This is a genomic window from Pseudomonas sp. CFBP 13711, from assembly GCF_014842265.1.
GTDB lineage: Bacteria > Pseudomonadota > Gammaproteobacteria > Pseudomonadales > Pseudomonadaceae > Aquipseudomonas.
In genome coordinates, this window is record NZ_JACYVI010000019.1 from 26,368 (window position 1) to 52,690 (window position 26,323).

Consider the following 26,323-nt stretch of genomic DNA (forward strand, 5'->3'; position numbering starts at 1 on the left):
CAGCGCAACTAGGCTTTCCTTGCGTTCCAGATCAATAAAACCTTCGCATGGATCGTCACATCGTCGACCCTTGCCGTCTGGTTCTCATAATGCTGATTGTCTGAAATAAGCCTGTAATTCTCTTCGTCCAGTCGCATCACGCGCTTGATGTACAGCTCTTGATGCCAGGTCAGTACGTAGATGCCCTCACCGATGAAGTCCTGCACGCCTTTGTCGACGATCACCAAGTCTTTATCGTTGATGGTTCCTTCCATGCTCTGACCCCAGCCACTGATCATGGCCAGAGCTGTCTTCGAGGTGTAGGTCACACCTTTCTCGCGAAGAATCTCCTCTCTGACAACCAAGTTGCGCACTACCTCATTGTAATCAGGCGGCACCTGTCCGTGACCCATCGCTGCACGTATGTCGTACTGGCGAATCACAATCTCTTCATGGGTAGGACGAAGCGCGGCGTAATTGGCCGGAAGCACGTCTGTGCTCTGGTCATCCGGGTCGGCAGCCGCCGCCACAATCCGGTCCCGCGCCTCATTTGAAAAGCCTTTCACCTTGGCGAGGGACTGCTGGAGCTGTTCCAGTGCCGAAAGCCCGGCCTTCACTGCTGTCGCGGAAGTCTCGGACGCAGCAGGGCTGACCAGGCTTCCCGAAGGAAGGCCAATCTTCTCTTCCAAATTCGCAGCAGCTTTCTCGCCGAGATTTCTGTGCCCGTTAAGAATCTGGGACAGATACGACGCATCAAGGCCGTGCCGATTGGCGAAATCTTTCTGGGAGGCCCCGGCCATCAGGGCTTTCAGGGCGTCAGCTCTAAGCTTGTTAATGTCCATGTCCAATCATCGCTTCGGGTTAGCATACAGTAAATGACGGGCTGCTATCAGCCACATGATTAGCATCTGCTAACTTTGGGCAGCGCGGGCTGGATGATCCGATAGATTACGATCAAAAGCAGCCGAGCAAAAACCAGACCCCGAAAACGAAAAAGCCCTGCATGAGCAGGGCTTTTTACTGTGTTTGGCGGGGAACTAGGGATTCGAACCCTAGAAACGCTATTAACGTTCGCCGGTTTTCAAGACCGGTGCATTCAACCACTCTGCCAATTCCCCGAAGCATCTGGCGTCGGAAGTTTTTCACCCCTCCGTCGCTTTGCGGGCGCCATAATACCGTAATGAAACAAGCTGTCAAACTCTCCGGCTAGCGCGCTGCCTCGCCTCTGTTATGATCTTTGCAACTTGAGGTTTCAAACCCTTCGTTTTCACCATCAGGAGTAGCGCCATGCGCGAACAGGATTACGCAGTCAACAACCGCGTGCAGGTCGAGCAGCTAGAGGTTAGCCGCGTCCTGCGCAACACTTACGGCCTTCTGGCCCTCACCCTCGCCTTCAGCGGCGTCATGGCGTTCGTTGCACAACAGATGAACGTGCGTTACCCGAACGTCTTCGTCGTACTAATCGGCTTCTACGGTCTGTTCTTCCTGACCAACAAATTGCGCGATTCGGCGTGGGGTCTGGTCTCGGCGTTCGCGCTGACGGGCTTCATGGGGTTCATCCTCGGCCCGATCCTCAACCGTTACATCGGCATGCAGGGCGGCGCTGAAGTCGTTGCTTCCGCGTTTGCGATGACGGCACTGGTCTTCGGTGGTCTGTCGGCCTACGTGCTGATCACCCGCAAGGACATGAGCTTCCTCGGCGGCTTCATCACCGCAGGCTTCTTCGTGTTGCTCGGGGCCGTGGTGGCCAGCATGTTCTTCCAGATCAGCGGCCTGCAACTGGCGATCAGCGCCGGCTTCGTGCTGTTCTCGTCGGTCTGCATTCTGTTTCAGACCAGCGCGATCATCCACGGCGGTGAGCGCAACTACATCATGGCGACCATCAGCCTGTATGTATCGATCTACAACCTGTTCATCAGCCTGTTGCAGATCTTCGGCATCATGGGCAGCAAAGACTGATCAGTTTGCCCGCTTAAACAAAAAGCCCGCTTCGGCGGGCTTTTTGCTGTCCGGCGTTCATGAATTCTTTATCATTGCGCCCATGTTCCCTGCCAGCGCCCCACCGAGCCGCCCATGAAGTTCGCCATCGCCCTGCATTCGCCCGCCCACGCGCCCTCCTCACGGCGTGCGCTGCTGTTCGCCAAAGCCGCATTGGCCCAGGGCCATGAAATCGTCCGCCTGTTCTTTTATCAGGACGGCGTACACAGCGCGTCCGGCAATGTCGTGTCGCCTCAGGACGAGTCGGACACTGCCGCGCAATGGCGTGATTTCGTCACCACCCACCAGCTTGATGGCGTGGTCTGCATCGCAGCGGCCCTGCGCCGGGGCTTATTGAATGGCGAAGAAGCGGAACGCTATTCGCGACCTGCGGCGAACCTTGCTGCACCGTGGGAATTGTCGGGGCTGGGTCAGTTGCACGACGCGGTCCAGGCGGCCGACCGTTTGATTTGTTTCGGAGGGCCGTGACGTGGCGAAGTCATTGTTGATCATCAGCCGTCAGGCGCCCTGGTCCGGTCCGGATGCCCGCGAGGCACTGGACATTGCCCTGGCCGGCGGCGCGTTCGATCTGCCGGTCGCCCTGCTGTTCATGGACGACGGCGTGTTTCAGCTGGCGACGGCGCAGAACGCCAGCCAGGTGCAGCAGAAAGACCTGACCGCCAACCTGCAAGCGTTGTCGATGTTCGGTGTGGAAGACCTGTTCGCCTGCGACACCAGCCTGAATCAGCGTGGGATGCAGCCAACCGGCTTGAGCGTCGAACCCCTTCAGGTACTGGATGACTCGCAAATCGCTGGGCTCATTGACCGTTACGACCAGGTGATCACAATCTGATGGCTACCCTGCACGTACTCTCTCACTCCCCTTTTACCGACTCGCGCCTGAGCAGTTGCCTGCGCGTGCTCGGCAGTCAAGACGCGATCCTTTTGTGCGGCGACGCAACCTATGCGTTGCGCGCAGACACCGCTACCGCCCAGACACTGAGCGCGAAAACGGGCAGCCTGAAACTGTTCGTGCTCGATGAAGACGCCACCGCTCGAAACATCGCGCTGCCTGACTGGGTCCAAGGCGTCGACTACGCCGGCTTCGTCGCGCTCTCGGTGCAATACGACAAGGTCAACACATGGCTATGAAACAGCTCATCGTCGACGGGCACAGCATCGCGCTGGACAAAGACGGCTATCTTGAGGACCTCCACGACTGGTCCAATGAAGTCGCCGAAGCCCTGGCCCTTGAAGAAGACATCGCCCTTACTCCCGATCACTGGGAAATTCTCGAACTGCTGCGTGCGTTCTACGCGGAGTTTCAGCTGTCCCCGGCCACGCGGCCGCTGGTCAAGTACACCGCGCTGAAACTGGGCGCCGACAAGGGCAACAGCTTGCACTTGAATCGTCTGTTCAACGGCACTCCCGCCAAACTTGCCGCCAAGCTGGCGGGCCTGCCCAAGCCGACCAATTGCCTATGACCGACTTCACTCCCCTCGTCATCGAAACCCCTGCCGAGCATCCGTTCGCGCCCTTCGTGCGCATTCTCGGCAAGGGCAAGCGTGGTGCGCGCAACATGACCCGCGCCGAAGCGCGGGAAGCCATGGGCATGGTGCTCGATGAAAAAGTCGAAGACACCCAACTCGGCGCGTTCCTGATGTTGCTTCGACACAAGGAAGAAAGCCCGGATGAGCTCGCGGGTTTCACCGAAGCGGTGCGCGAGCGGCTGCATGCGCCGGAACTGAAGGTCGATATCGACTGGCCCACGTATGCCGGCAAAAAGCGTCATCTGCCGTGGTACCTGCTGGCCGCCAAGTGCCTGGCACAGAACGGCGTGCGCGTATTGATGCACGGCGGCGGCGCCCACACCGCCGGCCGCCTGTACAGCGAGCAGTTGCTGGAGCTGTTGGGCATTCCGCTGTGCCGAAACTGGCAGGCGGTGGGTGAAGCGCTGGAGCAGCAGAGCATTGCGTTCTTCCCCCTCGGCGACTGGGCGCCGCAGCTGCAGCGCATGATCGATCTGCGCAACACGCTGGGTCTGCGCTCGCCGATCCATTCCCTGGCGCGCATCCTCAATCCGCTGGGTGCCCGCTGCGGGCTGCAGAGTATTTTCCATCCGGGCTATCAGGGCGTACACCGCGACGCCAGCAGCCTGCTCGGCGACCACGCCATCGTGATCAAGGGCGACGGCGGTGAAGTCGAGATCAATCCCGACACCATCAGCCACTTGTATGGCACGACTGACGGTGAGCCGTGGGACGAGGAATGGCCGGCGTTGTCGGACCGTCGCCACGTGAAGCCGGCCACCCTCGATCCGCAGCATCTGCTCGCGATCTGGAAAGGCGACATCGAGGACAGTTACCCGCAACTGGCGCTGATCGCCACCATGGCGCTGGCACTGCGGGGCCTCGGGATGCCGCGAACTGAAGCCTTCGCGCAGGCCGAGCAGTATTGGGCGAACCGAAACAGATCGATTTAGCCGATAGCTACCCCCCAGTCTTTGCGTTATTCGTTCGAACGATTGCCTTTAGACTGATCTCCAACGTACTTCGGTACAGCTCACTTTGGAGTCAGACATGGGCCTTCTCGTTGAAGGACGCTGGCAAGACCAGTGGTACGAAAGCAGCAAAGACGGCGCTTTTCAGCGCGAGCAAGCCAAGCGCCGGAACTGGGTTACCAGCGATGGTCGGCCCGGCCCGTCCGGTGAAGGCGGCTTCAAGGCGGAAGCCGGTCGCTACCATTTGTACGTTTCCCTGGCTTGCCCGTGGGCCCATCGGACGCTGATCGTCCGTAAGCTCAAGGGCCTGGAAAGTCTGATCGACGTCTCCGTGGTCAGTTGGCTGATGCGCGAGAACGGCTGGACGTTCGACAAGCAGAAAGGGTCTACCGGCGACGCGCTGGATGGCCATACGTTCATGTACCAGCGCTACCTGGCCGACACCGCCGATTACACCGGTCGGGTGACCGTGCCGGTGCTGTGGGACAAACAACTGAATCGCATCGTCAGCAATGAATCATCGGAAATCATCCGGATGTTCAATTCGGCGTTCGACGACCTGACCGGCAATCACCTGGATCTGTATCCGGAGCCGCTGCGCGACGAGATCGACCGGCTGAACGACCGAATTTATCCGGCCGTGAACAACGGCGTTTACCGCGCCGGGTTCGCCACGTCACAACGTGCGTACGAAGAGGCCTTCGACGAAGTGTTCGCCGAGCTTGATGCGCTGGAAAGCCTGCTCAGCGAGAAACGCTACCTGGCGGGTGAATACCTGACCGAAGCGGACGTGCGCCTGTTCACCACGCTGATTCGCTTTGACGCGGTGTATCACGGGCACTTCAAGTGCAACCTGCGGCGCATTGCCGACTACCCGAACCTGAGCAACTGGGTGCGCGAGATGTACCAGCTGCCGGGCGTGGCCGAGACAGTGGATTTCGTGCACATCAAGCATCACTACTACGCAAGCCACGCCACCATCAACCCGACCGGCATCGTGCCAAAAGGCCCGCAGCAGGACTTTAGCGGCGAGCATGATCGCGGGCGTTTGAGCGGAAAAGGGATCTTGCACAACGACTGATGGGTTTCAGTTAAAGACCTGAAACCCGTCACTCGGTGCATGATCATTGTGGGAGCGAGCTTGCTCGCGAATAGGCCAGTGCATCCGCAAAATTTTCAGCGGCTGGAAGGCAGTCTTCGTGAGCAAGCTCACTCCCACAAGAATTGTGTAGCTCTCGCGAAGCCAGGCAGGCGCATGTCGTGATCAGACGCTAGCCTGCGCCCCTTCGAACCACGCCAGTTTTTCCCGCAACTTCACCACTTCGCCCACAATCACCAGGGTCGGCGCATGAACCTCATGCTCCGCCACCAGTTGCGGCAGATTGGCCAGCGTGCCGGTGAAGACGCGCTGGTTGACTGTGGTGCCCTGCTGAATCAGCGCCGCAGGGGTTTCGGCCGATCGGCCGTGCTTGATCAGCTGTTCGCAAATGACCGGCAGCCCGATCAGGCCCATGTAGAGCACCAAGGTCTGGGATGGTGAGACCAGGTCTTTCCATGGCAGATCGGTAGAGCCGTTCTTCAGATGACCGGTCACGAAACGCACGGACTGCGCGTGATCGCGGTGCGTCAGCGGAATGCCGGCATAGGCCGCGCAACCACTGGCCGCCGTGATGCCAGGTACGACCTGGAAGGGAATGCCGTGGGCCGCCAGTTCTTCGATCTCTTCACCGCCACGGCCGAAGATGAACGGATCACCGCCCTTCAGTCGCACCACGCGTTTGCCCCGCTTGGCCAGATCCACCAGTTGCTGGTTGATCTGATCCTGGGGCAAGGCGTGATCGGCGCGCTGCTTGCCTACGTAGACGCGGTCAGCGTCGCGGCGGCACAGATCCAGAATCGCCGGTGCTACCAGGCGGTCGTACAGAACGACATCCGCCTGCTGCATCAAACGCAGCGCGCGGAAGGTCAGCAGATCAGGATCGCCCGGCCCGGCGCCCACGAGGTACACCTCGCCGGTCGTGGCCGGCGCATCGCCGTCAATCTTTGCCTGCAACAGCCGCTCTGCCTCGGCGCCCTGCCCGGCCAGTTGCCGGTCAGCAATGGGTCCCTGAAATACATCCTCCCAGAACGCCCGACGCTGCTGAACGTTGGGAAACAGCCCTTTCACCTGATGGCGAAAGCGCGCGGCCAGACCGGCCAGATGCCCGTAAGTCGGTGGAATCCAGGTTTCGAGCTTGGCGCGGATCAGCCGTGCCAGCACCGGCGCATCGCCACCGCTGGACACCGCAATCACCAGCGGCGACCGATCGACGATGGCCGGGAAGATCACGCTGCACAGCGCAGGCGCATCCACCACGTTAACCGGCACACCGCGCTGGCGGGCATCGGCTGACACTTGCGCATTGAGTGGCTCATCGTCGGTGGCGGCAATGATGAGCACGCAACCATTGAGGTCCGACTCGGTGTAGCCGCGCAGAATCTCTTCGCCGCCGCTGCGCTCGATCAGCTCGCGCACCTCCGCTCCGATCTCGGGGGCAACCACGCGCAGCACCGCCCCGGAATCAGCCAGCAGGCGAGACTTGCGCAAGGCAATCTCGCCGCCGCCCACCACCAGCACCCGAGCGCCCCGAAGGTTATGGAACAGCGGCAGAAATTCCATTTAGCCGATCACCTCGATGCCGCCCATCCAGGGCTTGAGGACGTCCGGCACGCGGATCGAGCCGTCGGCCTGCTGGTAGTTTTCCAGCACCGCCACCAGCGTACGACCCACCGCGAGACCCGAACCGTTCAGCGTGTGAACCAGTTCCGGCTTGCCGGTTTCCGGGTTGCGCCAGCGCGCCTGCATGCGACGCGCCTGGAAATCGCCGCAGTTGGAGCACGACGAGATTTCACGGTATTTGTCCTGACTCGGAATCCACACTTCCAGGTCGTAGGTTTTCACTGCGCTGAAACCCATGTCGCCGGTGCACAGCGCCAGTACGCGATACGGCAATTCGAGCAGTTGCAGAACGCGCTCTGCGTGACCGGTCAGGCTTTCCAGTGCTTCCATGGATTTTTCCGGCTCGACGATCTGCACCATCTCAACCTTGTCGAACTGGTGCTGACGGATCATGCCGCGGGTATCACGGCCCGACGCGCCGGCTTCGCTGCGGAAGCAAGGGGTGTGGGCGACGAATTTCAACGGCAACTGCTTGGCGTCGATGATTTCCCCGGAGACGATGTTGGTCAGCGACACTTCGGCGGTCGGGATCAGGTACAGATCGGCCTCGCCTTCGCGGGAGATCTTGAACAGGTCTTCTTCGAATTTCGGCAGCTGGCCGGTGCCCTGCAACGCAGGCGCCTGGACCAGATACGGCGTGTAGGTCTCTTCGTAACCATGCTCGTTGATGTGCAGCGTGATCATGAATTGCGCCAGCGCACGGTGCAGGCGCGCAATAGGGCCCCGCAACAACGCGAAACGGGCGCCGGACAGCTTGGCGGCGGTTTCGAAATCCAGCCAGCCGAACTTCTCGCCCAGGGCAACGTGGTCCTGAACCGCGAAATCGAACGACGCCGGCGTGCCCCATGTGCGCACTTGGACGTTCTCTTCTTCATCAGCGCCCACCGGCACCGATTCGTGGGGCAGGTTCGGCATGCTCAGGGCCATGGCGTCGAGCTCGGACTGAATGGCGTCCAGCTCTTTCTTGCCGGTGCTCAGCTCTTCGGCCATGCGATCAATGTCGGCCATCAGCGGCGCGATGTCTTCGCCGCGCTGCTTGGCCTGGCCGATGGATTTGGAACGGGCGTTACGCTCGGCCTGAAGCTGTTCGGTGCGGGTCTGCACCGTCTTGCGCTGGGCTTCCAGCGCTTCGATGCGGCCCACGTCCAGTGTGTAGCCACGGGAAGCCAGGCGATCCGCTACGTCCTGAAGTTGAGTACGCAGCAGTTTGGAGTCGAGCATATCGGTCTCTCGTATATTAAATTCGGGTCAAAGACAGGCCGGCCCATGTTGCGAGCAGCCCGCCCAGTACGCTGATGAGGGCGTAACCAATGGCCAGAGGAGCCTGGCCGCTTTCAAGCAGGCGAATCGTGTCCAGTGAGAAAGACGAAAACGTCGTCAAACCACCGAGGAATCCCACCATCAAACCGGCGCGCAACTCGATCGGGACTTCCGGGCGAATCAGAAACAGCCCGTAGAGCAAACCGATCAGCAGGCAGCCCACCAGATTCACGGCGAGCGTTGCTGTGTAGAAATAGCGCGGCCAGTTCGCAGCGACCACGTTAGCCGTCGCGAAACGCAGTAATGTACCAGCCACGCCACCGGCGGACACGGCAAGAATCAACTGAATCACTATTTTCTCCTCTGACGTGGGCTGGCGCGATCGAGCGCCGACAGGTGTTTGAGCTTTTCGCCGATCTTCAGCTCAAGGCCGCGGGGGACAGGCTGGTAATACTGACGCGGTTCGAGTTCGTCGGGGAAGTAGTCTTCACCCGCCGCGTAAGCGTCCGGTTCATCATGGGCGTAGCGGTATTCTTCGCCGTAGCCGAGCTGTTTCATCAGCTTGGTCGGCGCGTTGCGCAGGTGCAACGGCACTTCCAGCGAACCGTGCTCGGTGGCTTCGCGCATGGCCATCTTGAAACCCATGTACACGGCGTTGCTCTTCGGCGCACAGGCCAGATACACAATGGCCTGGGCCACGGCCAGTTCGCCTTCCGGACTGCCGAGGCGTTCCTGCACATCCCACGCCGACATGCACAGCGGCAAGGCGCGCGGATCGGCGTTACCGATGTCTTCGCTGGCCATGCGCACCACGCGCCGCGCCAGATACAGCGGATCACAGCCGCCGTCGATCATCCGCGCGAACCAGTACAACGCGGCATCGGGGTTGGAGCCGCGAATGGATTTGTGCAGCGCGGAAATCTGGTCGTAGAACGCTTCGCCGCCCTTGTCGAAACGGCGACGGCTGTCACCGAGCAGGCTTTGCAGCAATTCGGGATCGATTTCGCTGCCGTCTTCCGCCAGATCAGACGCATTTTCCAGCAGATTGAGCATCCGCCGACCGTCGCCATCCGCTGCGGCCAGAAGCGTCGTGAACGCCTCGTCGCCCAGCGTCAGATGCCGATTGCCCAACCCGCGCTCTTCGGTCAGCGCGCGGTTGACCAACTGACGTAGCGCCCCTTCGTCCAGGCTCTTGAGCACATAGACCCGGGCGCGTGAGAGCAGCGCGTTGTTCAGTTCGAATGACGGGTTTTCAGTGGTGGCGCCGATGAAGATCAGCGTGCCGTCTTCCACGTAGGGCAGAAACGCATCCTGCTGCGATTTGTTGAAGCGGTGCACTTCGTCGACGAACAGAATGGTCCGGCGGCCGTACTGACCCGCCTGCTGCTTGGCGATCTCTACGGCCTGCCGGATCTCTTTGACCCCCGCCAGCACCGCCGACACCGTTTCAAAATGCGCGTCGGAGACTTTCGCCAGCAACCGCGCCAGCGTGGTTTTGCCCACGCCGGGCGGTCCCCAGAAAATCATTGAATGCAGCGCGCCCTGCTCCAGCGCTTCACGCAGTGGCTTGCCGTGGGCGAGCAGGTGCTGCTGGCCGACGTACTCGTCCAGATTGGTCGCTCGCAGGCGGGCGGCCAACGGTTGCGCGATCGGTTCAGTGCTGAACAGGTCCATGAAACAGGCGAACCCCTTTTATTCCTGAATGACGTCAGCGCCTTTCGGGATCTGGAACTTGAATTTGCTCGCCGCGACAGGCTCGTTGGCCTTGACGCCGGTGAACAGGATATTGGTGCGCTGGCCGACGCTGTCGATCAGTTGCATGTCGTTGATCATGCCGTTGCGGAACGACAGGCGCAGGCTGTCGAACAGCGTGTCCTTGGATTTAGGCTTGAGCACGAAGTCGATCACGCCACCCGCTTCCTTGGCAGTGATGTCGAAGCTTTCGCTGATTTTTGATACATCGCCGGACAGCAGCAGTGCTGGGGTCTGGGTCAGACGCTGGTCGAGGGTCTTGATGGTGACCTGCTCCAGGTCAGGGTCCCACAGGGAAACCTTCTTGCCGTCGGAGACCATCGTTTGCTCCTGCGGCGGGTCGGTGTGCCAGTAGAACAGGCCCGGGCGCTGCAAGGTCATCTCGCCGGCGGTTTCCTGCAACTGGGTGCCGCCACCGTCGAGGGTGAGCTGGGAGAAACGCCCGCTCAAGGTTTTCGAGTTTTCCAGCAGTTGGGTCAGGCGCGCCACGTCCTTGCTGTCGGCGTGGGCCGAGACAGCGGAAAAAGCCAGTGCAGATACCAACAGCATGCGGATAAGACGCATGGGATTCCTCTTTGAGTGTGGTTGAAGCCGGGCGCCGCCGCGGTGGCGACGCCCGGTAACGCATGACCGGGAAGTGTCAGTCACGCACAGGGGCTGGCGCAATCACTTCGCGCGAGCCGTTGGTGTTCATCGGCGTCACGACGCCCGCGTTTTCCATGGTTTCGATCATCCGCGCGGCGCGGTTGTAGCCAATCTTCAGCTTGCGCTGCACCGCAGAGATCGACGCACGACGGCTTTCCAGCACGAACTTCACGGCTTCGTCGTACAGCGCATCGCTTTCGCTGTCTTCGCCATCACCGCCGCCACCGCCACCGTCGATGCCGCTGCCCGGCTCTTCGACGCCGGCCAGGATGTCATCGTTGTAGTTCGGCGTGCCGCGCAGCTTCCACGCCTCGACCACGCGGTGAACCTCCTCGTCCGACACAAACGCGCCGTGCACACGAATCGGCAGGCTGGTGCCTGGCGGCATGTAGAGCATGTCGCCGTGCCCGAGCAGTTGTTCAGCGCCGCCCTGATCGATGATGGTCCGGGAATCGATCTTGCTCGATACCTGAAACGCCATGCGCGTCGGGATGTTCGCCTTGATCAGGCCGGTGATCACGTCCACCGACGGACGCTGGGTCGCGAGGATCAAGTGGATGCCTGCCGCACGGGCCTTCTGCGCGATACGGGCGATGAGTTCTTCGACCTTCTTGCCGACGATCATCATCATGTCGGCGAACTCGTCCACCACCACAACGATGGTCGGCAGCTTGGTCAGCAGCGGCGCTTCGTCGTGAATGCTTTCGCGGTGGTACAGCGGGTCGGACAGCGGCGTGCCAGCCTCCTCCGCTTCGCGCACTTTCTGGTTGAAGCCCGACAGGTTACGCACGCCCATCTTGGCCATCAGTTTGTAGCGGCGTTCCATTTCAGCCACCGACCAGCGCAGGGCGTTGGCGGCGTCTTTCATGTCGGTCACCACCGGGCACAGCAAATGCGGGATGCCTTCGTAGATCGACAGCTCGAGCATTTTCGGGTCGATCATGATCAGCTTGGCGTCTTCCGGCCCGGACTTGAACAGGATCGACAGGATCATCGCGTTCACGCCCACCGACTTACCGGAACCGGTGGTACCGGCGACCAGCAGGTGCGGCATCTTGGCGAGGTCGGTAATGACCGGCTTGCCGCCGATGTCGTGACCCAGCGCCAGGGTGACCGGTGATTTCGCGTCGTCGTATTCCGGCGTCGACAGGACCTCGGAGAAACGCACGATCTGACGATCTTCGTTGGGGATTTCGATACCGACGGTGGTCTTGCCGGGAATGACCTCGACCACACGGACGCTGGTCACTGCCAGGGAGCGCGCCAGGTCTTTCGCCAGGTTCGAGATACGGCTGACTTTCACGCCGGCAGCCGGCTGGATTTCGTAACGGGTAATCACCGGGCCGGGGTGAATCGAGTCCACGGTGACTTCGACGCCGAATTCCTTGAGCTTGATCTCCAGCAGATGACCCACCGCTGCCAGGGATTCAGGCGAATAGTTGAGCTGCTTTTTCTCTGCCGGGTCGAGGATCGAGATCGGCGGCAAGGTGCCTTCTACGGCGCTGTCGACGAACAACGGCGCCTGTTTCTCTTTCTGTACGCGCTTGCTCGGCTCCGGTGCCCGTGGAGGTGCCGGCGCAATGACGGCGGGCACGTGCTTCTCGCGGGCGGCCATGTGCTCGGTCAACGCCTGTTCGCGCTCGATCAGGCGCTCCTTGGCTTTGGCTTGCTCCCGTCGATCCGGGGCAACCGGAGCAACTACTTCGTCGACACGCATGTCGACTTCACGCAGCTGAGCCACCATCTGCTTGCGCTCGTTGCGCGCGGTCCACCAGCGGTTGAGCGAGCCCGTGAACAATTCGATCAGGTCCAGGGTGATCTTGCCGGTGTTGTCCATGACCTTGAACCAGGACAGATCGGTGAACACGGTCAGACCGAACAAAAACAAGGCGATGAACAGCAATGTGCTGCCCTGAACATTCAGCGCGCGCTTGGCCAGATCGCCCAGCACTTCGCCCAGCACGCCACCGGCAGAACCCGGCAGGCCCGATGCCGAATGAAAGTGCAAGTGCGCCAGCGAAGCGCCGGCGAGTACCAGAAACACCAGACCGATCATGCGCCAGGAAAACAGCCAGCCGCTCCACTGCCACGGCTCATGGCGATGGCGGAAAACCTGATAGGCCTTGATCCCCAACAACAGCGGGAAGATGTAGGCGAAGTAGCCGAGGATCATGAACAGGATGTCGGCAGAGTACGCACCGGCGAAGCCTGCGGCGTTCTGAACCTGGGCAGAATTGCTTGAGCTGCTCGTGTGGCTCCAGCCTGGATCGCCCTGATCGTAGGTCAGTAGCGCCATGATCAGATACAGACACAGCGCGCCGAACGCGATCAGTGCACCTTCCTTGAGCCGGTAGTGCAGGTGCTGCCGCCAGAGCGGAACGGGGGTGGGTGCTATGGTGGATTTCTTCAAAACGCTTCAATTCCTGCGCGCAAGCGCGAACATCTGATGATTGACTGTGTACGACTGCCTTGACGAAATGGCAGTGCCTTTCCCGAACATCGGCCTGAATATCGGTCCGACGGTCAGCATGACCACCGGGGAAAACACGACTGCGATAACGCACGCTCGACAGGTGACTTGAAATGAGGTTAAACAACATCGGCATTGTACGGATTTGCGCGCCGCGCGCTACGTTAGTCTGGCGCGGAGCTTGCCGATCTTCAAGCTTCGACGGCTGCAGACAATTGCGGCACGCATTTTCTTTGCCGACAAAGGCTTATGACGCGTAGCTACTGGTTCCTTGAACTGTCAAAAGGCCATGCTGGAATGAAGAAATCAAGCGGTCCGACATCCCGGTTCGATCAGGCGGCTTGTGACCCCGTTTGCAGCACGGAGTTGCAATTCGCAATGACGACCCGCGCTGACTCCCCTCCCCTCTCGTAAAGTCTGGATGCCATGCTGACCTGGTTACAACGCGACACCCTTGATTTTCCTGCGCTGGAAAAAGCCATGCGCGAGCCCAACGGACTGCTGGCCGGCGGCGGCGATTTGTCTGCCGATCGCCTGATCGCCGCGTACCGCCATGGCTGTTTTCCCTGGTATCAGCAGGGCCAGCCGATTCTGTGGTGGTCGCCGGACCCGCGTACCGTGCTGTTTCCGGATGAACTGCATGTGTCGCGCAGTCTGGGCAAGTTGCTGCGCCAGGGGCGTTATCGGGTCACGTTCGATCAGGACTTCCCGGCGGTCATTCAAGCGTGCGCCGAACCTCGGGCCTACGCAGACGGCACGTGGATAACCGACTCCATGCAGGCGGCCTACATCGAGCTGCACGCGCGTGGGTTCGCCCATAGCGTTGAGGTCTGGGACGGCGACGCCTTGGTGGGCGGCTTGTATGGATTGGCCATGGGCCAGTTGTTCTTTGGCGAATCCATGTTCAGCCGCGCCGACAACGCTTCAAAGGTCGGCTTTGCGACGCTGGTCGAACATTTGCAAACGTGGGGATTTGTCCTGATCGATTGCCAGATGCCGACCGAGCACCTGCTAAGCCTTGGCGCTCGGTCGATTCCACGGCAGATCTTCGCCGACTGTCTGCGCGAACATCTGGATAAGAGCACTTGCGCCGACTGGCTGCCTAGGCGAGTTTGAGTCGGCTGGCATACACTCTTAACTCAAGGTTTTTCTCGAGGGTTGATCATGACCGAGCTGGCGCGGCTGAAGTTCTATGCCACTCAACCCCACTCCTGTAGCTACCTGCCCGAGGAACAAGCCACCACGCTGTTCCTCGACCCCAGCCAGCCGATGGACGTCCAGGTCTATGCCGATCTCTCGGACATGGGGTTTCGCCGCAGTGGCGATCATTTGTACCGTCCGCACTGCCAGAACTGCAGCGCCTGCGTGCCCGCGCGCATTCCGGTCGGGCTGTTCGTGCCTGATCGTCAGCAGAAACGTATTTTCAGAAGGAACGCCGACCTCGAAGTGACGAGCACCAAGCCGCATTTCAGTGAGGAGTACTTCGATCTGTATCAGCGCTACATCGAGCAGCGCCATGCGGACGGCGATATGTTCCCACCAAGTCGCGACCAGTTTTCCACGTTCCTGGTACGGGACCTGCCGTTCTCGCGGTTTTACGAATTTCGCCTGGAAGGCCGGCTACTCGCCGTGGCCGTCACTGACCTGCTGCCCAACGGGCTTTCGGCCGTTTACACGTTCTACGAACCCGCCGAAGAGCGCCGCAGCCTGGGGCGTTACGCGATTCTCTGGCAGATCGCCGAAGCCGCACGCATGCAATTGCATGCCGTGTACCTCGGCTACTGGATAAAGAACTGCAAAAAGATGAATTACAAGACCCAATATCGCCCCATCGAGCTGCTCACCAACCAAAGATGGGTCACTCTTTACTGAAGCCCTTGGCTTAAACCTCAATTTTCGGGCACAATGCAGCCCGCTTTTGCCTGGCTGCCGTTTGCACCGGGCCATTCATTGGATACCGAGGGCTTTACTGCATGTCGAAAGAAGACAGCTTCGAAATGGAAGGCACTGTCGTCGACACCCTGCCCAACACCATGTTCCGTGTGGAGTTGGAAAATGGGCACGTCGTAACCGCGCACATCTCCGGCAAGATGCGCAAGAACTACATCCGCATTCTTACCGGCGACAAGGTCCGCGTTGAGCTGACGCCCTACGACTTGAGCAAAGGGCGCATCACTTACCGCGCCCGCTAACAGGTCTTAACAAAAACGCCCGGCCCATGCCGGGCGTTTTTGTGTGCGCGGAATATAGAGGCGGCATCACTCGATCCCACAGACCGCGGCACGTTGCAAAAAAGGCAGAGCACTCGGTCCGTCAGAACGCGGCACGTTGCAAAAGATGTGGGAGCGACCGGGGTGGCGCTCCACCTTGCTCGCAAAAAGGCCCGAAGGGCTTCAAAGTAACATTCTCAAGCCAACCCAAACCAAACCCCACAAACCAGCCAGACACAAAAAAGGCGCCAATCGGCGCCTTTCAGGTTTGTTGCATCAACCGAAGCGTCAGGCCAGTTCAGCCGTGGTTTCGTAATCGAACGAGATCTCGCCGTCCTTGATGTCGATGTGTACCACACCGCCATGCTCGGACAACTCGCCGAACAGAATCTCCTCGGCCAGCGGACGCTTGATCTTGTCCTGGATCAGACGTGCCATCGGGCGTGCACCCATCGCTGCGTCGTAACCCTCCTCGGCCAGATAATCCCTCACCGCGTCGGTCACCTCCAGCAATACGCGCTTGTCTTCCAATTGCGCCTGAAGCTCGGTGAGGAACTTGTCCACCACGTTCTTGATAACCTCATGGCTGAGGCGACCGAATTGAATGATGGTATCCAGACGGTTGCGGAATTCCGGCGTAAAGCTCTTCTTGATCACTTCCATCGCATCAGAGGAGTGATCCTGATGGGTGAAACCGATCGAAGCGCGCGCGGCCGTTTCAGCACCGGCGTTGGTGGTCATGATCACGATCACATTGCGGAAGTCCGCCTTGCGCCCGTTGTTGTCGGTGAGCGTCCCGTGGTCCATCACCTGCAGCAGCAGGTTAAAGACTTCAGTGTGCGCCTTCTCGATTTCATCGAGCAGCAGCACGCAATGCGGCTGTTTGGTGACGGCTTCGGTCAGCAGACCGCCCTGATCAAAACCGACATAGCCCGGCGGCGCACCGATCAGACGCGATACGGTGTGACGCTCCATGTACTCGGACATGTCGAAACGCACCAGCTCGATACCCAGAGCCTTGGCCAGCTGACGCGCTGCCTCGGTCTTGCCGACACCGGTCGGACCTGCGAACAGGAACGAACCGACAGGCTTGTCCGGGGACTTGAGGCCTGCACGGGACAACTTGATCGCGGTGGACAGCGAGTCGATGGCTGCGTCTTGACCAAACACGGTCAGCTTCAGGTCGCGCTCCAGGTTACGCAGCAACTCCTTGTCGGAGCTGTTGACGTGCTTCGGCGGAATCCGCGCGATCTTCGCGACGATGTCTTCAACCTGCGGCACTTCAATGCGCTTGACGCGCATTTCCACCGGTTGCAGCCGCTGATAGGCGCCCGCCTCGTCAATCACGTCAATGGCCTTGTCGGGCATGTGACGGTCATTGATGTAGCGCGATGCCAGTTCGGCAGCGGCACGCAGGGCTTCGTCGCTGTATTCGATATTGTGATGCTGTTCGAAACGGCCCTTCAGACCGCGCAGAATGCCGATAGTGTCTTCGACAGACGGCTCCGAGACGTCGACCTTCTGGAAACGACGGGCCAGCGCACGGTCTTTTTCGAAGATGCCGCGGAATTCCTGAAACGTGGTCGAACCGATGCAACGGATATCACCCGACGACAGCAACGGCTTGAGCAGGTTGGACGCATCCATCACGCCACCGGAGGCAGCGCCGGCACCGATGATGGTGTGGATTTCGTCGATGAACAGGATCGCATGCGGACGCTTCTTCAACTCGCCGAGCAGCGCCTTGAAGCGCTTCTCGAAATCGCCACGGTATTTGGTACCGGCCAGCAGTGCGCCCAGGTCGAGGGAGTACACGACGCTGTTGGCCAGCAGATCGGGCACCTGATTGTCGACGATGCGTTTGGCCAGGCCTTCGGCAATGGCGGTTTTACCCACCCCGGCCTCGCCCACCAGCAGCGGGTTGTTCTTGCGGCGCCGCGCGAGAATCTGAGCGACGCGCTCGACTTCCATCTCGCGCCCTACCAGCGGATCGATGCGGCCTTGACGGGCCAGCTCATTCAGGTTGCTCGCATAGGCATCCAGAGGATTGCCTGAGGAAGAAGACTCACCGCCCTCGTCATCCTGCATATCTTGCTCACCTTCAGATTGATCGCCATGCCCCGGCACTTTGGAAATACCGTGGGCGATATAATTGACGACATCGATACGGGCAACGCTCTGCTGCTTGAGCAGGAACACTGCCTGGCTTTCCTGCTCGCTGAAGATCGCCACCAGCACGTTTGCGCCAGTGACTTCTCGCTTGCCGGAGCTCTGCACATGGAAAACCGCACGCTGAAGAACGCGTTGGAAGCCGAGTGTAGGTTGGGTCTCGCGATCCTCGTCATGCACGGGGATCAGCGGCGTGGTGGAGTCGATGAACTCCTGGAGGTCGTGTTTGAGTTTGTCGAGGTTTGCGCCGCAGGCACGCAGTACGGTGGCGGCAGCCTCATTGTCCAATAGGGCCAGCAGGAGGTGCTCGACGGTCATGAACTCATGACGTTTAGAGCGGGCCTCCTTGAAAGCCAGATTGAGGGTGACTTCGAGCTCACGGTTTAACATAGCTTCACCTCATACCCAAGTGTCCGGCGTTAACCGTCCTTCTCGATTTCACAGAGTAGCGGATGCTGGCTTTCCCTGGCGTACTGGTTGACCTGCATAGCCTTGGTCTCGGCGATGTCGCGGGTAAACAATCCGCAAACGGCCCGTCCCTCTGTATGGACGGCCAGCATGACCTTGGTCGCCAGCTCACGATTCAGGTTGAAAAACACCTCGAGCACTTCGACAACGAAATCCATCGGGGTGTAGTCATCGTTGAACAAAACCACCTTGTACATAGGCGGCACCTGCAATATCGGCTTGGCTTCCTGTACAGCGGTGCCCGACGCATCGTCCTCATGGGGATGCGGGTCATCCTGATTGAATGTTAGTCGAATCTTGCTGATTGCATGCATGGTAAAGAAGGTTCACAGAGGACGTGATTGAAATAAGTGGTGGCGGTGATACCGGTTTTCAACTGGACCGCCGCTTGACCTTGACTATCGGCCAATCGGTGTTACAAACAATAGAACCCACATTGGGTAAAAAGGGTCCGCGCAGTCAACCAAAATTTTTTAGGTCCGGCGGATGAGAGGTGATGATACTCCCATCGGAGTCCTTTGCAGAGGGATGTGACTATGCTAAGCGGTAAGGTCAAGTGGTTTAACAACGCCAAGGGGTATGGCTTCATCGTCGAAGATGGCAAGTCCGAGGACCTGTTTGCACACTACTCGGCGATCAGTATGGATGGCTATAAAACCCTGAAGGCCGGACAGCCGGTAAATTTCGAAATCATCCAGGGACCGAAAGGTCTTCACGCCATTAAAATCAGCGCGAAGATCTCCGCTGATAACCATCAGGCCGTCCCTCATCACGAGAGGCAACCCGAGGAACAGCGGGCATAGCGCAACAATCACGCCTGAGCCGGACCGTTCAAGCGCGAGATTCGATAAGCCGGTCAATCCATCAGGGTTGGCCGGCTTTTTTTGTGCCTTCGCTGCCCCGTTGCGCGCATCTATCGTGCATCTATATAGGGAAGCGAGCCAACGCAACTGTGGCCCAGGTGCTCCTTTAGTCGAAATCCGCCTCGTTACGCGTCGGGACGGATTCACACCCGCTAACTGCGACAGGTTGCCGCAGGCCCCGTGGCGCAAGGGCTGCACGGTTTTCCCGGGGAATCCTCACGCATCCCGAGACCTGCGCAATCGTCCCGGGCACCGCAAAGCCGTCACACGAGTACCGTAGTAATGGCCGGGTGCAGTGATATACTCAGCGCCGGTGACCGTTGGGTCATTGGGGGCCGAACCACCTGAACCCAGGCTTTCAGCCCTCGACAGGCCGGACCGCTACCCGGGTCCGACCGTTTGACGCTCGACTGATGCACCCCCTATCACGCGACGAAATTCTCGACTTTCGGCTCATCGATACTTTGGGCGAAAGTGCCTACCCTGCGCATCTCGAAATTTTGTGTACGCTCAGCAAAGAAGAGAGTTATCCCGAATATGTCCAACCGCTCGAAGATCATCTACACCTTCACTGACGAAGCGCCAGCCCTCGCCACCTACTCACTGCTGCCTATCATCGAAGCGTTCACCGCCTCCGCTGACATCGCCGTTGAAACCCGCGACATCTCGCTTGCAGCCCGCATCCTCGCCAGCTTTCCCGAGCGCCTGGGTGACAAGAAGGTGTCCGACGATCTGGCAGAGCTGGGCCAACTGGCGACCACGCCGGAAGCCAACATCATCAAGCTGCCGAACATCAGCGCTTCGGTTCCACAACTGAAGGCCGCGATCAAGGAACTGCAAGCCAAGGGCTACGACATCCCGAACTATCCGGATGAAGTCGTCACCGAAGCCGACAAGGTTGCCCAGGCTGGCTACGACAAAGTGAAAGGCAGTGCCGTGAACCCGGTGCTGCGTGAAGGTAACTCTGATCGCCGGGCGCCGCTCTCCGTCAAGAACTACGCGCGCAAGCACCCGCACAAAATGGGCGCCTGGTCTGCGGACTCCAAGTCCCACGTGGCGCACATGGACAACGGCGACTTCTACGGCAGCGAAAAATCCTCGCTGATCGAAGCCGCTGGCGCCGTGAAGATCGAGCTGATCGGCAAAGATGGCAGCACCACCGTGCTGAAGGACAAGACGTCGGTACTTGCGGGCGAGATCATCGACTGCGCGGTCATGAGCAAGAAAGCCCTGCGCGCTTTCGTGGCCCGTGAAATCGAAGACGCCAAGAAGCTCGGCGTGCTGTTTTCCGTGCATTTGAAAGCCACCATGATGAAGGTCTCGGACCCAATCATGTTTGGCGAGTTCGTCGCCGAGTACTATCAGGAAGCGCTGAGCAAGCACGCTGAGGTCCTGAAAGAAATCGGCTTCAACCTGCACAACGGCATCGGCGACCTGTACGCCCGCATCAAAGACCTGCCCGCCGACCAGCAAGCGCAGATCGAAGCGGACGTCAAAGCCGTCTATGCGACCCGCCCTGCCCTGGCGATGGTCAACTCCGACAAAGGCATCACCAACCTGCACGTGCCGAGCGACGTCATCGTCGACGCCTCGATGCCGGCGATGATTCGTGATTCCGGCAAGATGTGGAACAACGACGGTGTCCTGCAGGACACCAAGGCCGTGATCCCGGATCGCTGCTACGCAACCATCTATCAAGCCGTGATCGAAGACTGCAAGCAACACGGCGCCTTCGACCCGACCACCATGGGCAGCGTGCCAAACGTTGGCCTGATGGCGCAGAAAGCCGAAGAGTACGGCTCTCACAACAAAACCTTCCAGATCGAAACCGATGGCGTGGTCCGCGTGACCGACGACAAAGGTCAGGTTTTGATGGAGCAGAACGTTGAAGCCGGCGACATCTGGCGCATGTGCCAGACCAAGGACGCGCCGATTCAGGACTGGGTCAAACTGGCCGTCAACCGTTCGCGCCTGAGCAACACCCCGGCCATTTTCTGGCTGGACCCTGAGCGCGCCCACGATGCGGCGATGATCAAGAAGGTCGAGCACTACCTGAAGGATCACGACACGGCAGGCCTGGACATCAGCATCCAGTCGCCGGTCGACGCGATGAAGGTTTCCCTGGAGCGTATCCGCGCGGGCAAGGACACCATTTCGGTGACCGGTAACGTGCTGCGCGACTACCTGACCGACCTGTTCCCGATCATGGAGCTGGGCACCAGCGCCAAGATGCTGTCCATTGTGCCGCTGATGAGTGGCGGTGGTCTGTTCGAAACCGGCGCAGGTGGTTCGGCGCCGAAGCACGTTCAACAGCTGAACGAAGAGAACTTCCTGCGCTGGGATTCCCTGGGCGAATTCCTGGCACTGGCTGCTTCCCTCGAGCACTTGGGCAACGTCTACGACAACCCGAAAGCGCTGGTACTTGCTACTGCTCTGGACAAGGCCACCGGTCAGTTCCTGGACAACAACAAGTCGCCATCGCGCAAGGTCGGCGGTATCGACAACCGTGGCAGCCACTTCTACCTGGCCACCTACTGGGCTCAGGCTCTGGCGGCACAGACCGACGATACGGCGCTGCAAGCCAAGTTCACCGAGCTTGCAAAAACCCTGGCTGACAACGAAGCGACCATCGTCGCCGAACTGAACAGCGTGCAGGGCAAGCCACTGGACATCGGCGGCTACTACTTCCCTACCCCGGAACTGGCCAGCAACGCGATGCGCCCAAGCAAGACCCTGAACGACGCGATCAATGCGTTGAAGTAAGGCGGTAAGCGCTACGCAGTACTGCAAGGATGCAAAAAGAAACCCGGCCTCGCGCCGGGTTTCTTTTTTTGCGGGTCACTGAGGCCGGCAAAACGGCCTGGCATTGCTATGGCCGGGAAGGCTTCACGTTGAGCGTATGCCTGGTGTTCGTGTAATCGCTGGGCTCACAGCGGTCAAAGGTGGGCGTGGCTGGATCCGTTTTCTTGCAGAAAATACTTAACGATTTGGCGCCTTCGCTGTTGATGGCCTCTAGCTTCACGGCGACCGAAGGGGGGTCAAGCGCCTCATTGACCAATGTGGGGAATCGAACGTCAGGTTGCTCGGTCTCAACCCCTGCGTCTGTCTGGATTGAATACCGGGTGGTTGACGGATCACCCCTGTCCCAATCGAAGATGACCCCACCACCTGGCATTAACGTGCCTTTTAAGTCTATCGGCATCGAGGGGCGGCCGTGATACATCACGAGCTCCTTAGGGGCTGAATGGTTACCCGCCGCATCATAGGCCCTAAGACCAAAGGTATGGTTTTCGCCAGTGCTGAGGCCCAGATCGGCGGTCTTGACGGGTCTTTCGCTGGCGGTTTGTACTACGTTTCCATCCACCGATAGTTCGTAGCCGGCCACGCCGGTGTCGTCGGTCGCATCCTCCCACTTCAAAAGAGGCGTGTCTGTTTCAGCACCATTCGCGCCATAGGCATAAAAGAACGGCGCAAGCACTGGCGCAACCCGATCAACAAGCAGCAGGGCGCGGGCAGATTGATTGCCGGCGGCATCGAACGCTTCCAGGTGAAAGGTGTAGGTCGTTGCGGGGGTCAGGCCCGATGCAGTGAACGTCGTCAGATCAGTTTCACCGATCGCCTCAGGCAGATCATCTCGGTAAATGTGGTAGCCCGTTACGCCGACATCATCGGTGGAGGCGGTCCACTGGATAAGCAACGTGGTGCCTGTGTCCTCGCTGTATCGGGCCCCGGACGGCGCTGACGGTGGTTCGCGATCCACCAAAAGCATCGTGGGCTGCGATGGGTTAAGGTTGGCGTCGTAGGCGCTCACACTGTAACGATAAGTCGTCAGGGGTTTAAGCGTGGTGTCGTGGTAGTCGGGGGTTTCGGTATCGAAGGTCGCGCCATCGTCCCGCACAATGCGATACCCGACCACACCCACATTGTCGTGTGAGGGAAGCCATGAAAGTTTCAGCGACGTCGGTGTCACATCGCTGTATTCAATGTCACGGGGCGTAGACGGCGCTTCACGATCAACGAACACAGAAACAACAGCTGACTGGTTATCAGCGGCGTCCCTGGCCTGGACAGCGAAGGTGTAGTTCACACCGATCTCCAACCCCTCGACAGTGAATGTCGTGCCTGCTGTCTCGGCCAACAGGCTGCCATCCCTGTAAACCGCGTACCCCTTCATTTTCGTCTCGTCAGACGACGCGGCCCAGCTCAATTTCAACGAGTGGCTTTGCAGGTCACTGAAACTCAAGTCTGAAGGTGACTGAGGGGGGGTCCTGTCGATAAACAGGGATACGGGCGCCGAATAAGTGTCATTAAACTTGTGAGCACGAAGGGCCAGCATGAAGTTGAGCGGTGTTACAGCTTGGTCGATCGCTATCGACGTTTGGGGCGTTACCCCTTGCACCTGTCCATCGTAGGAAATCTCATATGCCAGGCTGCTTGCGGAGCCCGCGATCTCATCCCAGCTTATTTCAAACAGCCCGCCCTGGTGATTGACGACCTTCAGCCCTGTCGGCGTGGCAGGCGGTGTGGCATCGAACGCCGGAATCGCTACGGATGAGGGCGCAGAACGATTGCCATCAAAGTCGACCGCTACGACGGACACCTCACTGATGCCTTGCGTGTTGAATTCATAGAAGTTGGTGTGGGTACTTCCCAACACTCGGCCATCACCCGATATCTCGAATTCGGCGATGCCATCCTGGTTTACGGAATCGTCCCAGTAGATCACAGACGTTCCAGGGGTCACTTGCTGTATGACCGGCTTTGTGGGCAACACCTCGTCAAAGGTGCGGGCACAATACATTCTCATGCCGTTCAGGGCAGTGTCGTCACCCTCCCCCTGATAACCCTCGAGCCGCGTTATAAACCCTGCGGCGTACAGATCCGCAGGACAGATAAAATCGCTGCTCCAGACTCCCCAGTCTTCAGGCATGGCTCCGCCAATTCGGGTACCGTCCTGGCAGACGCCGATGAGGTCGGTTGCGACCACCTCGTCGCTGTGATCTCTGGGCCATAGCGTCCTCATGGCAAAACCCTTGAGCGGCCCGTTCGAAGGGGTGCACTTATACGTCGCGCTCCAGTCCCCCCAGCTTCCTCCCGCACTCTCGATCGGGTTTGACTGAGCGTCTTCTGAACAAAACATTCTGACTGAGTTGAGCCCTGTGTTATCTCCGCTACCCTGGTTCTTTTCGATTTTCAAACTGAACCCCCAGGCAAACCGGCCGACCGGGCACTGAGCTTTAGCCCCCCAACTACCAAAAGAGCCATCGGCCTCCGCACTTGTTGGCACGACGTCCTGGCCCGTAAAGCTGTCCAGTGACACCTTCATATAAGAGACCTTGCCCGCCAGTTGCTGATCGCCCCCATATCGAACAGCCAATACCGATCCGTCAGCACTTTCCGTGCTCGCACCGAACCCATCCAGATTGGCAATGCTGAAGGGAGCGGTCATGTCCTTGCGTACAAATAATCTGACGCAACCCTGCGAACAGGTTTCGGACGCATCTTTAGTACCAAAGAGCGTGATAGTGCTGCCGGCCAAAGCCCCCGTCAGCACAAAGGACTGGGCATCATCGTTTGAACATCCATAAGCATCACCATTGCCGCCCAACTCAAATGAAATGGCCGCATCCACCGGAACAGAGCAAACGTCATTGTCGCTGTCGTCAGCCAATTTTATTTTAGGCATGATGCTGCCTGTCTCGGGCTCGATAATGATGTGTGAGACCTTGCCATCAAGACCGTTGTGAGGGTGATAGGTCACCTCTACATCTGCGTTGGTGTAAGAGCGCTCATAACTGCCCACCACGACTCGCTCGCTGAGCCCGATGTCACGCAACACGTTGATGACGGTGTAGTCGTCCGACTTGCTCGCATTAGGTTGATCGAAGACTTTTATACTGGTGCCTTTCTTGACACCCCTAAGTGCAAGGGATCGTGTTTCGTCGTTCTCGCACCCTGCAGCTTTTAAGCGAATATCCCACTCGACACTGGTGGGCAAGACGCAGACGACGTCTGAGTTCAAAGCACTGGTGGGACCTGCGTGAAGCGTTGAATCTGGATGAGCCTCGGAGACACCGTTGTTATCCTCATAGAAGTAGACGCCGCCCTCGGTCAATGCACCAGCATAGGCGACCGCATCACCCACTTGGGAGTAATCCAGAGCGAGGAAGTTGGGAATCAACCGTTTCTCATTTGCGACCGCGCACGCACGGTCAATCCGGTGTTCCATCCACGTTAAATTATTGTCGATCTGGGCGGCATGGGCGGGGGAGGAAAACAACGTGTGGAACTGATTCAGGGTAAAAAGCCTGGGCCACGATGTAAACCCGACTTCCGAGGCGTAAGGAGTTGTCAGCGGGATGTCTGACCAGCGAGTAACACACTCCCAGTTATCAGAGGTTGTAGACCCCAGATCATAGGTATTCTCCACCTTGAAATTTGAACCCTTGGCCAGGTAGACAGGCTTGGCCGGCGTTGGATACTCACCGTTGAGGTTCTCAACGAAAAAGATGATCCTTTTGTGACTGTCGATTATTTGCTGCAACGTTGGCCAATGATCATCGCGAATGTAGTCTCTTACATCAAATACGTAGTCCGACAAACCAGGCACGCTGGCAAAGGCCTCTTCGATAAATCGGCGTTCGACTCGATCTTGCAGCAATATAGTAACGACAGCGGATTTATTCTCTTCCTTATCAAGAAACCGCATGACTTTTTGCAGTTCGTCCTTGAATGGTTTTCTTGTTTTGGATGCAGGAGCGCACGGACTCTCCTCATAACCGCCCAAGGTTTCATGACACAAATAGGCCTCGGTCCAGTAGTCGGGATAGGCCCCCAGCCTGAAGGGGTGAACGTCCCACATCAATCCGCGAACACCTCGCTCCAACTGTTCATCCAGGTCATTCAGATAACCGTTATGAGCCGTTACCCAGACATATTCATTATAGGGCTTGGAAAAATCCCGAATGTATGGCGCGCTGTTGCCTACTCCGGCGTGGTCGGGTTCAGGTTTCTGAAGACTGCGGTCTTTGGCTTGTAATATTAGCTCCGGCGACGCTGCTGCACTGCCCCGCTGCTCGCCTCCCACTTCAAGCGGCCCCGCCCACCCTCTTTGCATTAATCCAATTAGAAGTATCACCCCGAAAACGATAGGTCGCCATCCAATAACGTCTACATACCGACAGGCGCACGACCGGCCTTTATCACCATCCATAGTGTTCATGTACTTCTCCATTTATAACGGGCGACGATATCCGGCACTCAATGAATGCGGACTTGCGCACTGATACAACAACCTTATCTTTCAGTTAA

Annotated in this window: 22 protein-coding genes and 1 tRNA gene; 12 read left to right on the forward strand and 11 right to left on the reverse strand. The window is 58.9% G+C overall.

Going from position 1 to position 26,323, the window contains the following annotated elements; all coding sequences use genetic code 11:
* Nucleotides 1–8: 8 nt before the first annotated feature.
* The gene (locus IFT47_RS25175) at nt 9–821 is read right to left on the reverse strand and encodes an XRE family transcriptional regulator (protein ID WP_192174821.1); all 813 of its coding nucleotides are present in this window, start codon (nt 819–821) and stop codon (nt 9–11) included.
* Nucleotides 822–1,006: 185 nt separating this feature from the next.
* Nucleotides 1,007–1,097 (reverse strand) — tRNA-Ser (locus IFT47_RS25180).
* A gap of 169 nt (nt 1,098–1,266) precedes the next feature.
* Between IFT47_RS25180 and IFT47_RS25185 the strand changes: the two genes are divergently transcribed.
* The 7 genes from IFT47_RS25185 (at nt 1,267) to IFT47_RS25215 (ending at nt 5,537) form a co-directional block, all read left to right on the forward strand.
* The gene (locus IFT47_RS25185) at nt 1,267–1,938 is read left to right on the forward strand and encodes a Bax inhibitor-1/YccA family protein (protein WP_133777231.1); all 672 of its coding nucleotides are present in this window, start codon (nt 1,267–1,269) and stop codon (nt 1,936–1,938) included.
* Nucleotides 1,939–2,052: 114 nt separating this feature from the next.
* Nucleotides 2,053–2,445, forward strand: a complete 393-nt coding sequence (tusD, locus tag IFT47_RS25190) for a sulfurtransferase complex subunit TusD (RefSeq protein WP_192174822.1) — start codon at nt 2,053–2,055, stop codon at nt 2,443–2,445.
* A 1-nt stretch (nt 2,446) separates the two neighbouring features.
* Nucleotides 2,447–2,809, forward strand: a complete 363-nt coding sequence (gene tusC, locus IFT47_RS25195; protein ID WP_192174823.1) for a sulfurtransferase complex subunit TusC — start codon at nt 2,447–2,449, stop codon at nt 2,807–2,809.
* Nucleotides 2,809–3,108 carry a sulfurtransferase complex subunit TusB gene (gene tusB / locus IFT47_RS25200; RefSeq protein ID WP_192174824.1) on the forward strand — a complete coding sequence of 100 codons (300 nt, stop codon included), beginning with the start codon at nt 2,809–2,811 and terminating at the stop codon, nt 3,106–3,108. Before tusC ends, tusB begins: the two co-directional genes overlap by 1 nt.
* Nucleotides 3,105–3,440: a TusE/DsrC/DsvC family sulfur relay protein gene (locus IFT47_RS25205; RefSeq protein ID WP_192174860.1), complete on the forward strand. Its 336-nt coding sequence runs from the start codon at nt 3,105–3,107 to the stop codon at nt 3,438–3,440. The genes tusB and IFT47_RS25205 overlap by 4 nt, the downstream gene beginning before the upstream one ends.
* Complete coding sequence (locus tag IFT47_RS25210; protein WP_192174825.1) at nt 3,437–4,438, forward strand: glycosyl transferase family protein; 1,002 nt, start codon at nt 3,437–3,439, stop codon at nt 4,436–4,438. The genes IFT47_RS25205 and IFT47_RS25210 overlap by 4 nt, the downstream gene beginning before the upstream one ends.
* A 97-nt stretch (nt 4,439–4,535) precedes the next feature.
* A complete protein-coding gene (locus tag IFT47_RS25215) occupies nt 4,536–5,537 on the forward strand; it encodes a glutathione S-transferase family protein (RefSeq protein WP_192174826.1) in 1,002 nt (333 codons plus the stop codon).
* Nucleotides 5,538–5,720: 183 nt separating this feature from the next.
* On the opposite strand, the gene cysG is transcribed toward IFT47_RS25215, so the two are convergent.
* The 6 genes from cysG to IFT47_RS25245 all read right to left on the reverse strand — a co-directional run bounded on the left by cysG (nt 5,721) and on the right by IFT47_RS25245 (nt 13,242).
* Nucleotides 5,721–7,115 carry a siroheme synthase CysG gene (cysG, locus tag IFT47_RS25220; protein WP_192174827.1) on the reverse strand — a complete coding sequence of 465 codons (1,395 nt, stop codon included), beginning with the start codon at nt 7,113–7,115 and terminating at the stop codon, nt 5,721–5,723.
* Nucleotides 7,116–8,396 carry a serine--tRNA ligase gene (gene serS / locus IFT47_RS25225; protein WP_192174828.1) on the reverse strand — a complete coding sequence of 427 codons (1,281 nt, stop codon included), beginning with the start codon at nt 8,394–8,396 and terminating at the stop codon, nt 7,116–7,118.
* A 16-nt stretch (nt 8,397–8,412) separates the two neighbouring features.
* The gene (gene crcB / locus IFT47_RS25230) at nt 8,413–8,787 is read right to left on the reverse strand and encodes a fluoride efflux transporter CrcB (protein WP_065989163.1); all 375 of its coding nucleotides are present in this window, start codon (nt 8,785–8,787) and stop codon (nt 8,413–8,415) included.
* Nucleotides 8,787–10,109, reverse strand: a complete 1,323-nt coding sequence (locus IFT47_RS25235; protein WP_192174829.1) for a replication-associated recombination protein A — start codon at nt 10,107–10,109, stop codon at nt 8,787–8,789. Before IFT47_RS25235 ends, crcB begins: the two co-directional genes overlap by 1 nt.
* Before the next feature lie 18 nt (nt 10,110–10,127).
* The gene (lolA, locus tag IFT47_RS25240; RefSeq protein WP_192174830.1) at nt 10,128–10,751 is read right to left on the reverse strand and encodes an outer membrane lipoprotein chaperone LolA; all 624 of its coding nucleotides are present in this window, start codon (nt 10,749–10,751) and stop codon (nt 10,128–10,130) included.
* Between the two features lie 76 nt (nt 10,752–10,827).
* A complete protein-coding gene (locus tag IFT47_RS25245) occupies nt 10,828–13,242 on the reverse strand; it encodes a DNA translocase FtsK (RefSeq protein ID WP_192174831.1) in 2,415 nt (804 codons plus the stop codon).
* 486 nt (nt 13,243–13,728) lie between these two features.
* Between IFT47_RS25245 and aat the strand changes: the two genes are divergently transcribed.
* The 3 genes from aat (at nt 13,729) to infA (ending at nt 15,494) form a co-directional block, all read left to right on the forward strand.
* On the forward strand, nt 13,729–14,418 hold the full coding sequence (gene aat, locus IFT47_RS25250; protein ID WP_192174832.1) for a leucyl/phenylalanyl-tRNA--protein transferase: 690 nt from the start codon (nt 13,729–13,731) through the stop codon (nt 14,416–14,418).
* Between the two features lie 48 nt (nt 14,419–14,466).
* Complete coding sequence (locus IFT47_RS25255; protein WP_192174833.1) at nt 14,467–15,174, forward strand: arginyltransferase; 708 nt, start codon at nt 14,467–14,469, stop codon at nt 15,172–15,174.
* A 101-nt stretch (nt 15,175–15,275) separates the two neighbouring features.
* A complete protein-coding gene (gene infA / locus IFT47_RS25260; RefSeq protein WP_002553999.1) occupies nt 15,276–15,494 on the forward strand; it encodes a translation initiation factor IF-1 in 219 nt (72 codons plus the stop codon).
* A gap of 306 nt (nt 15,495–15,800) precedes the next feature.
* On the opposite strand, the gene clpA is transcribed toward infA, so the two are convergent.
* Together clpA and clpS are read right to left on the reverse strand one after the other, a co-directional pair.
* Nucleotides 15,801–18,071 (reverse strand): ATP-dependent Clp protease ATP-binding subunit ClpA, encoded by a 2,271-nt coding sequence (gene clpA / locus IFT47_RS25265; protein ID WP_192174834.1) that lies wholly within the window; start codon nt 18,069–18,071, stop codon nt 15,801–15,803.
* A 29-nt stretch (nt 18,072–18,100) separates the two neighbouring features.
* Nucleotides 18,101–18,463: an ATP-dependent Clp protease adapter ClpS gene (gene clpS, locus IFT47_RS25270; protein WP_122536342.1), complete on the reverse strand. Its 363-nt coding sequence runs from the start codon at nt 18,461–18,463 to the stop codon at nt 18,101–18,103.
* 222 nt (nt 18,464–18,685) lie between these two features.
* On the opposite strand from clpS, the gene cspD reads away from it, so the two are divergent.
* Nucleotides 18,686–18,952: a cold shock domain-containing protein CspD gene (gene cspD / locus IFT47_RS25275; RefSeq protein WP_192174835.1), complete on the forward strand. Its 267-nt coding sequence runs from the start codon at nt 18,686–18,688 to the stop codon at nt 18,950–18,952.
* 597 nt (nt 18,953–19,549) lie between these two features.
* On the forward strand, nt 19,550–21,775 hold the full coding sequence (locus IFT47_RS25280; RefSeq protein WP_192174836.1) for an NADP-dependent isocitrate dehydrogenase: 2,226 nt from the start codon (nt 19,550–19,552) through the stop codon (nt 21,773–21,775).
* Between the two features lie 106 nt (nt 21,776–21,881).
* On the opposite strand, the gene IFT47_RS25285 is transcribed toward IFT47_RS25280, so the two are convergent.
* The gene (locus tag IFT47_RS25285; RefSeq protein WP_192174837.1) at nt 21,882–26,234 is read right to left on the reverse strand and encodes a fibronectin type III domain-containing protein; all 4,353 of its coding nucleotides are present in this window, start codon (nt 26,232–26,234) and stop codon (nt 21,882–21,884) included.
* Nucleotides 26,235–26,323 lie beyond the last annotated feature (89 nt).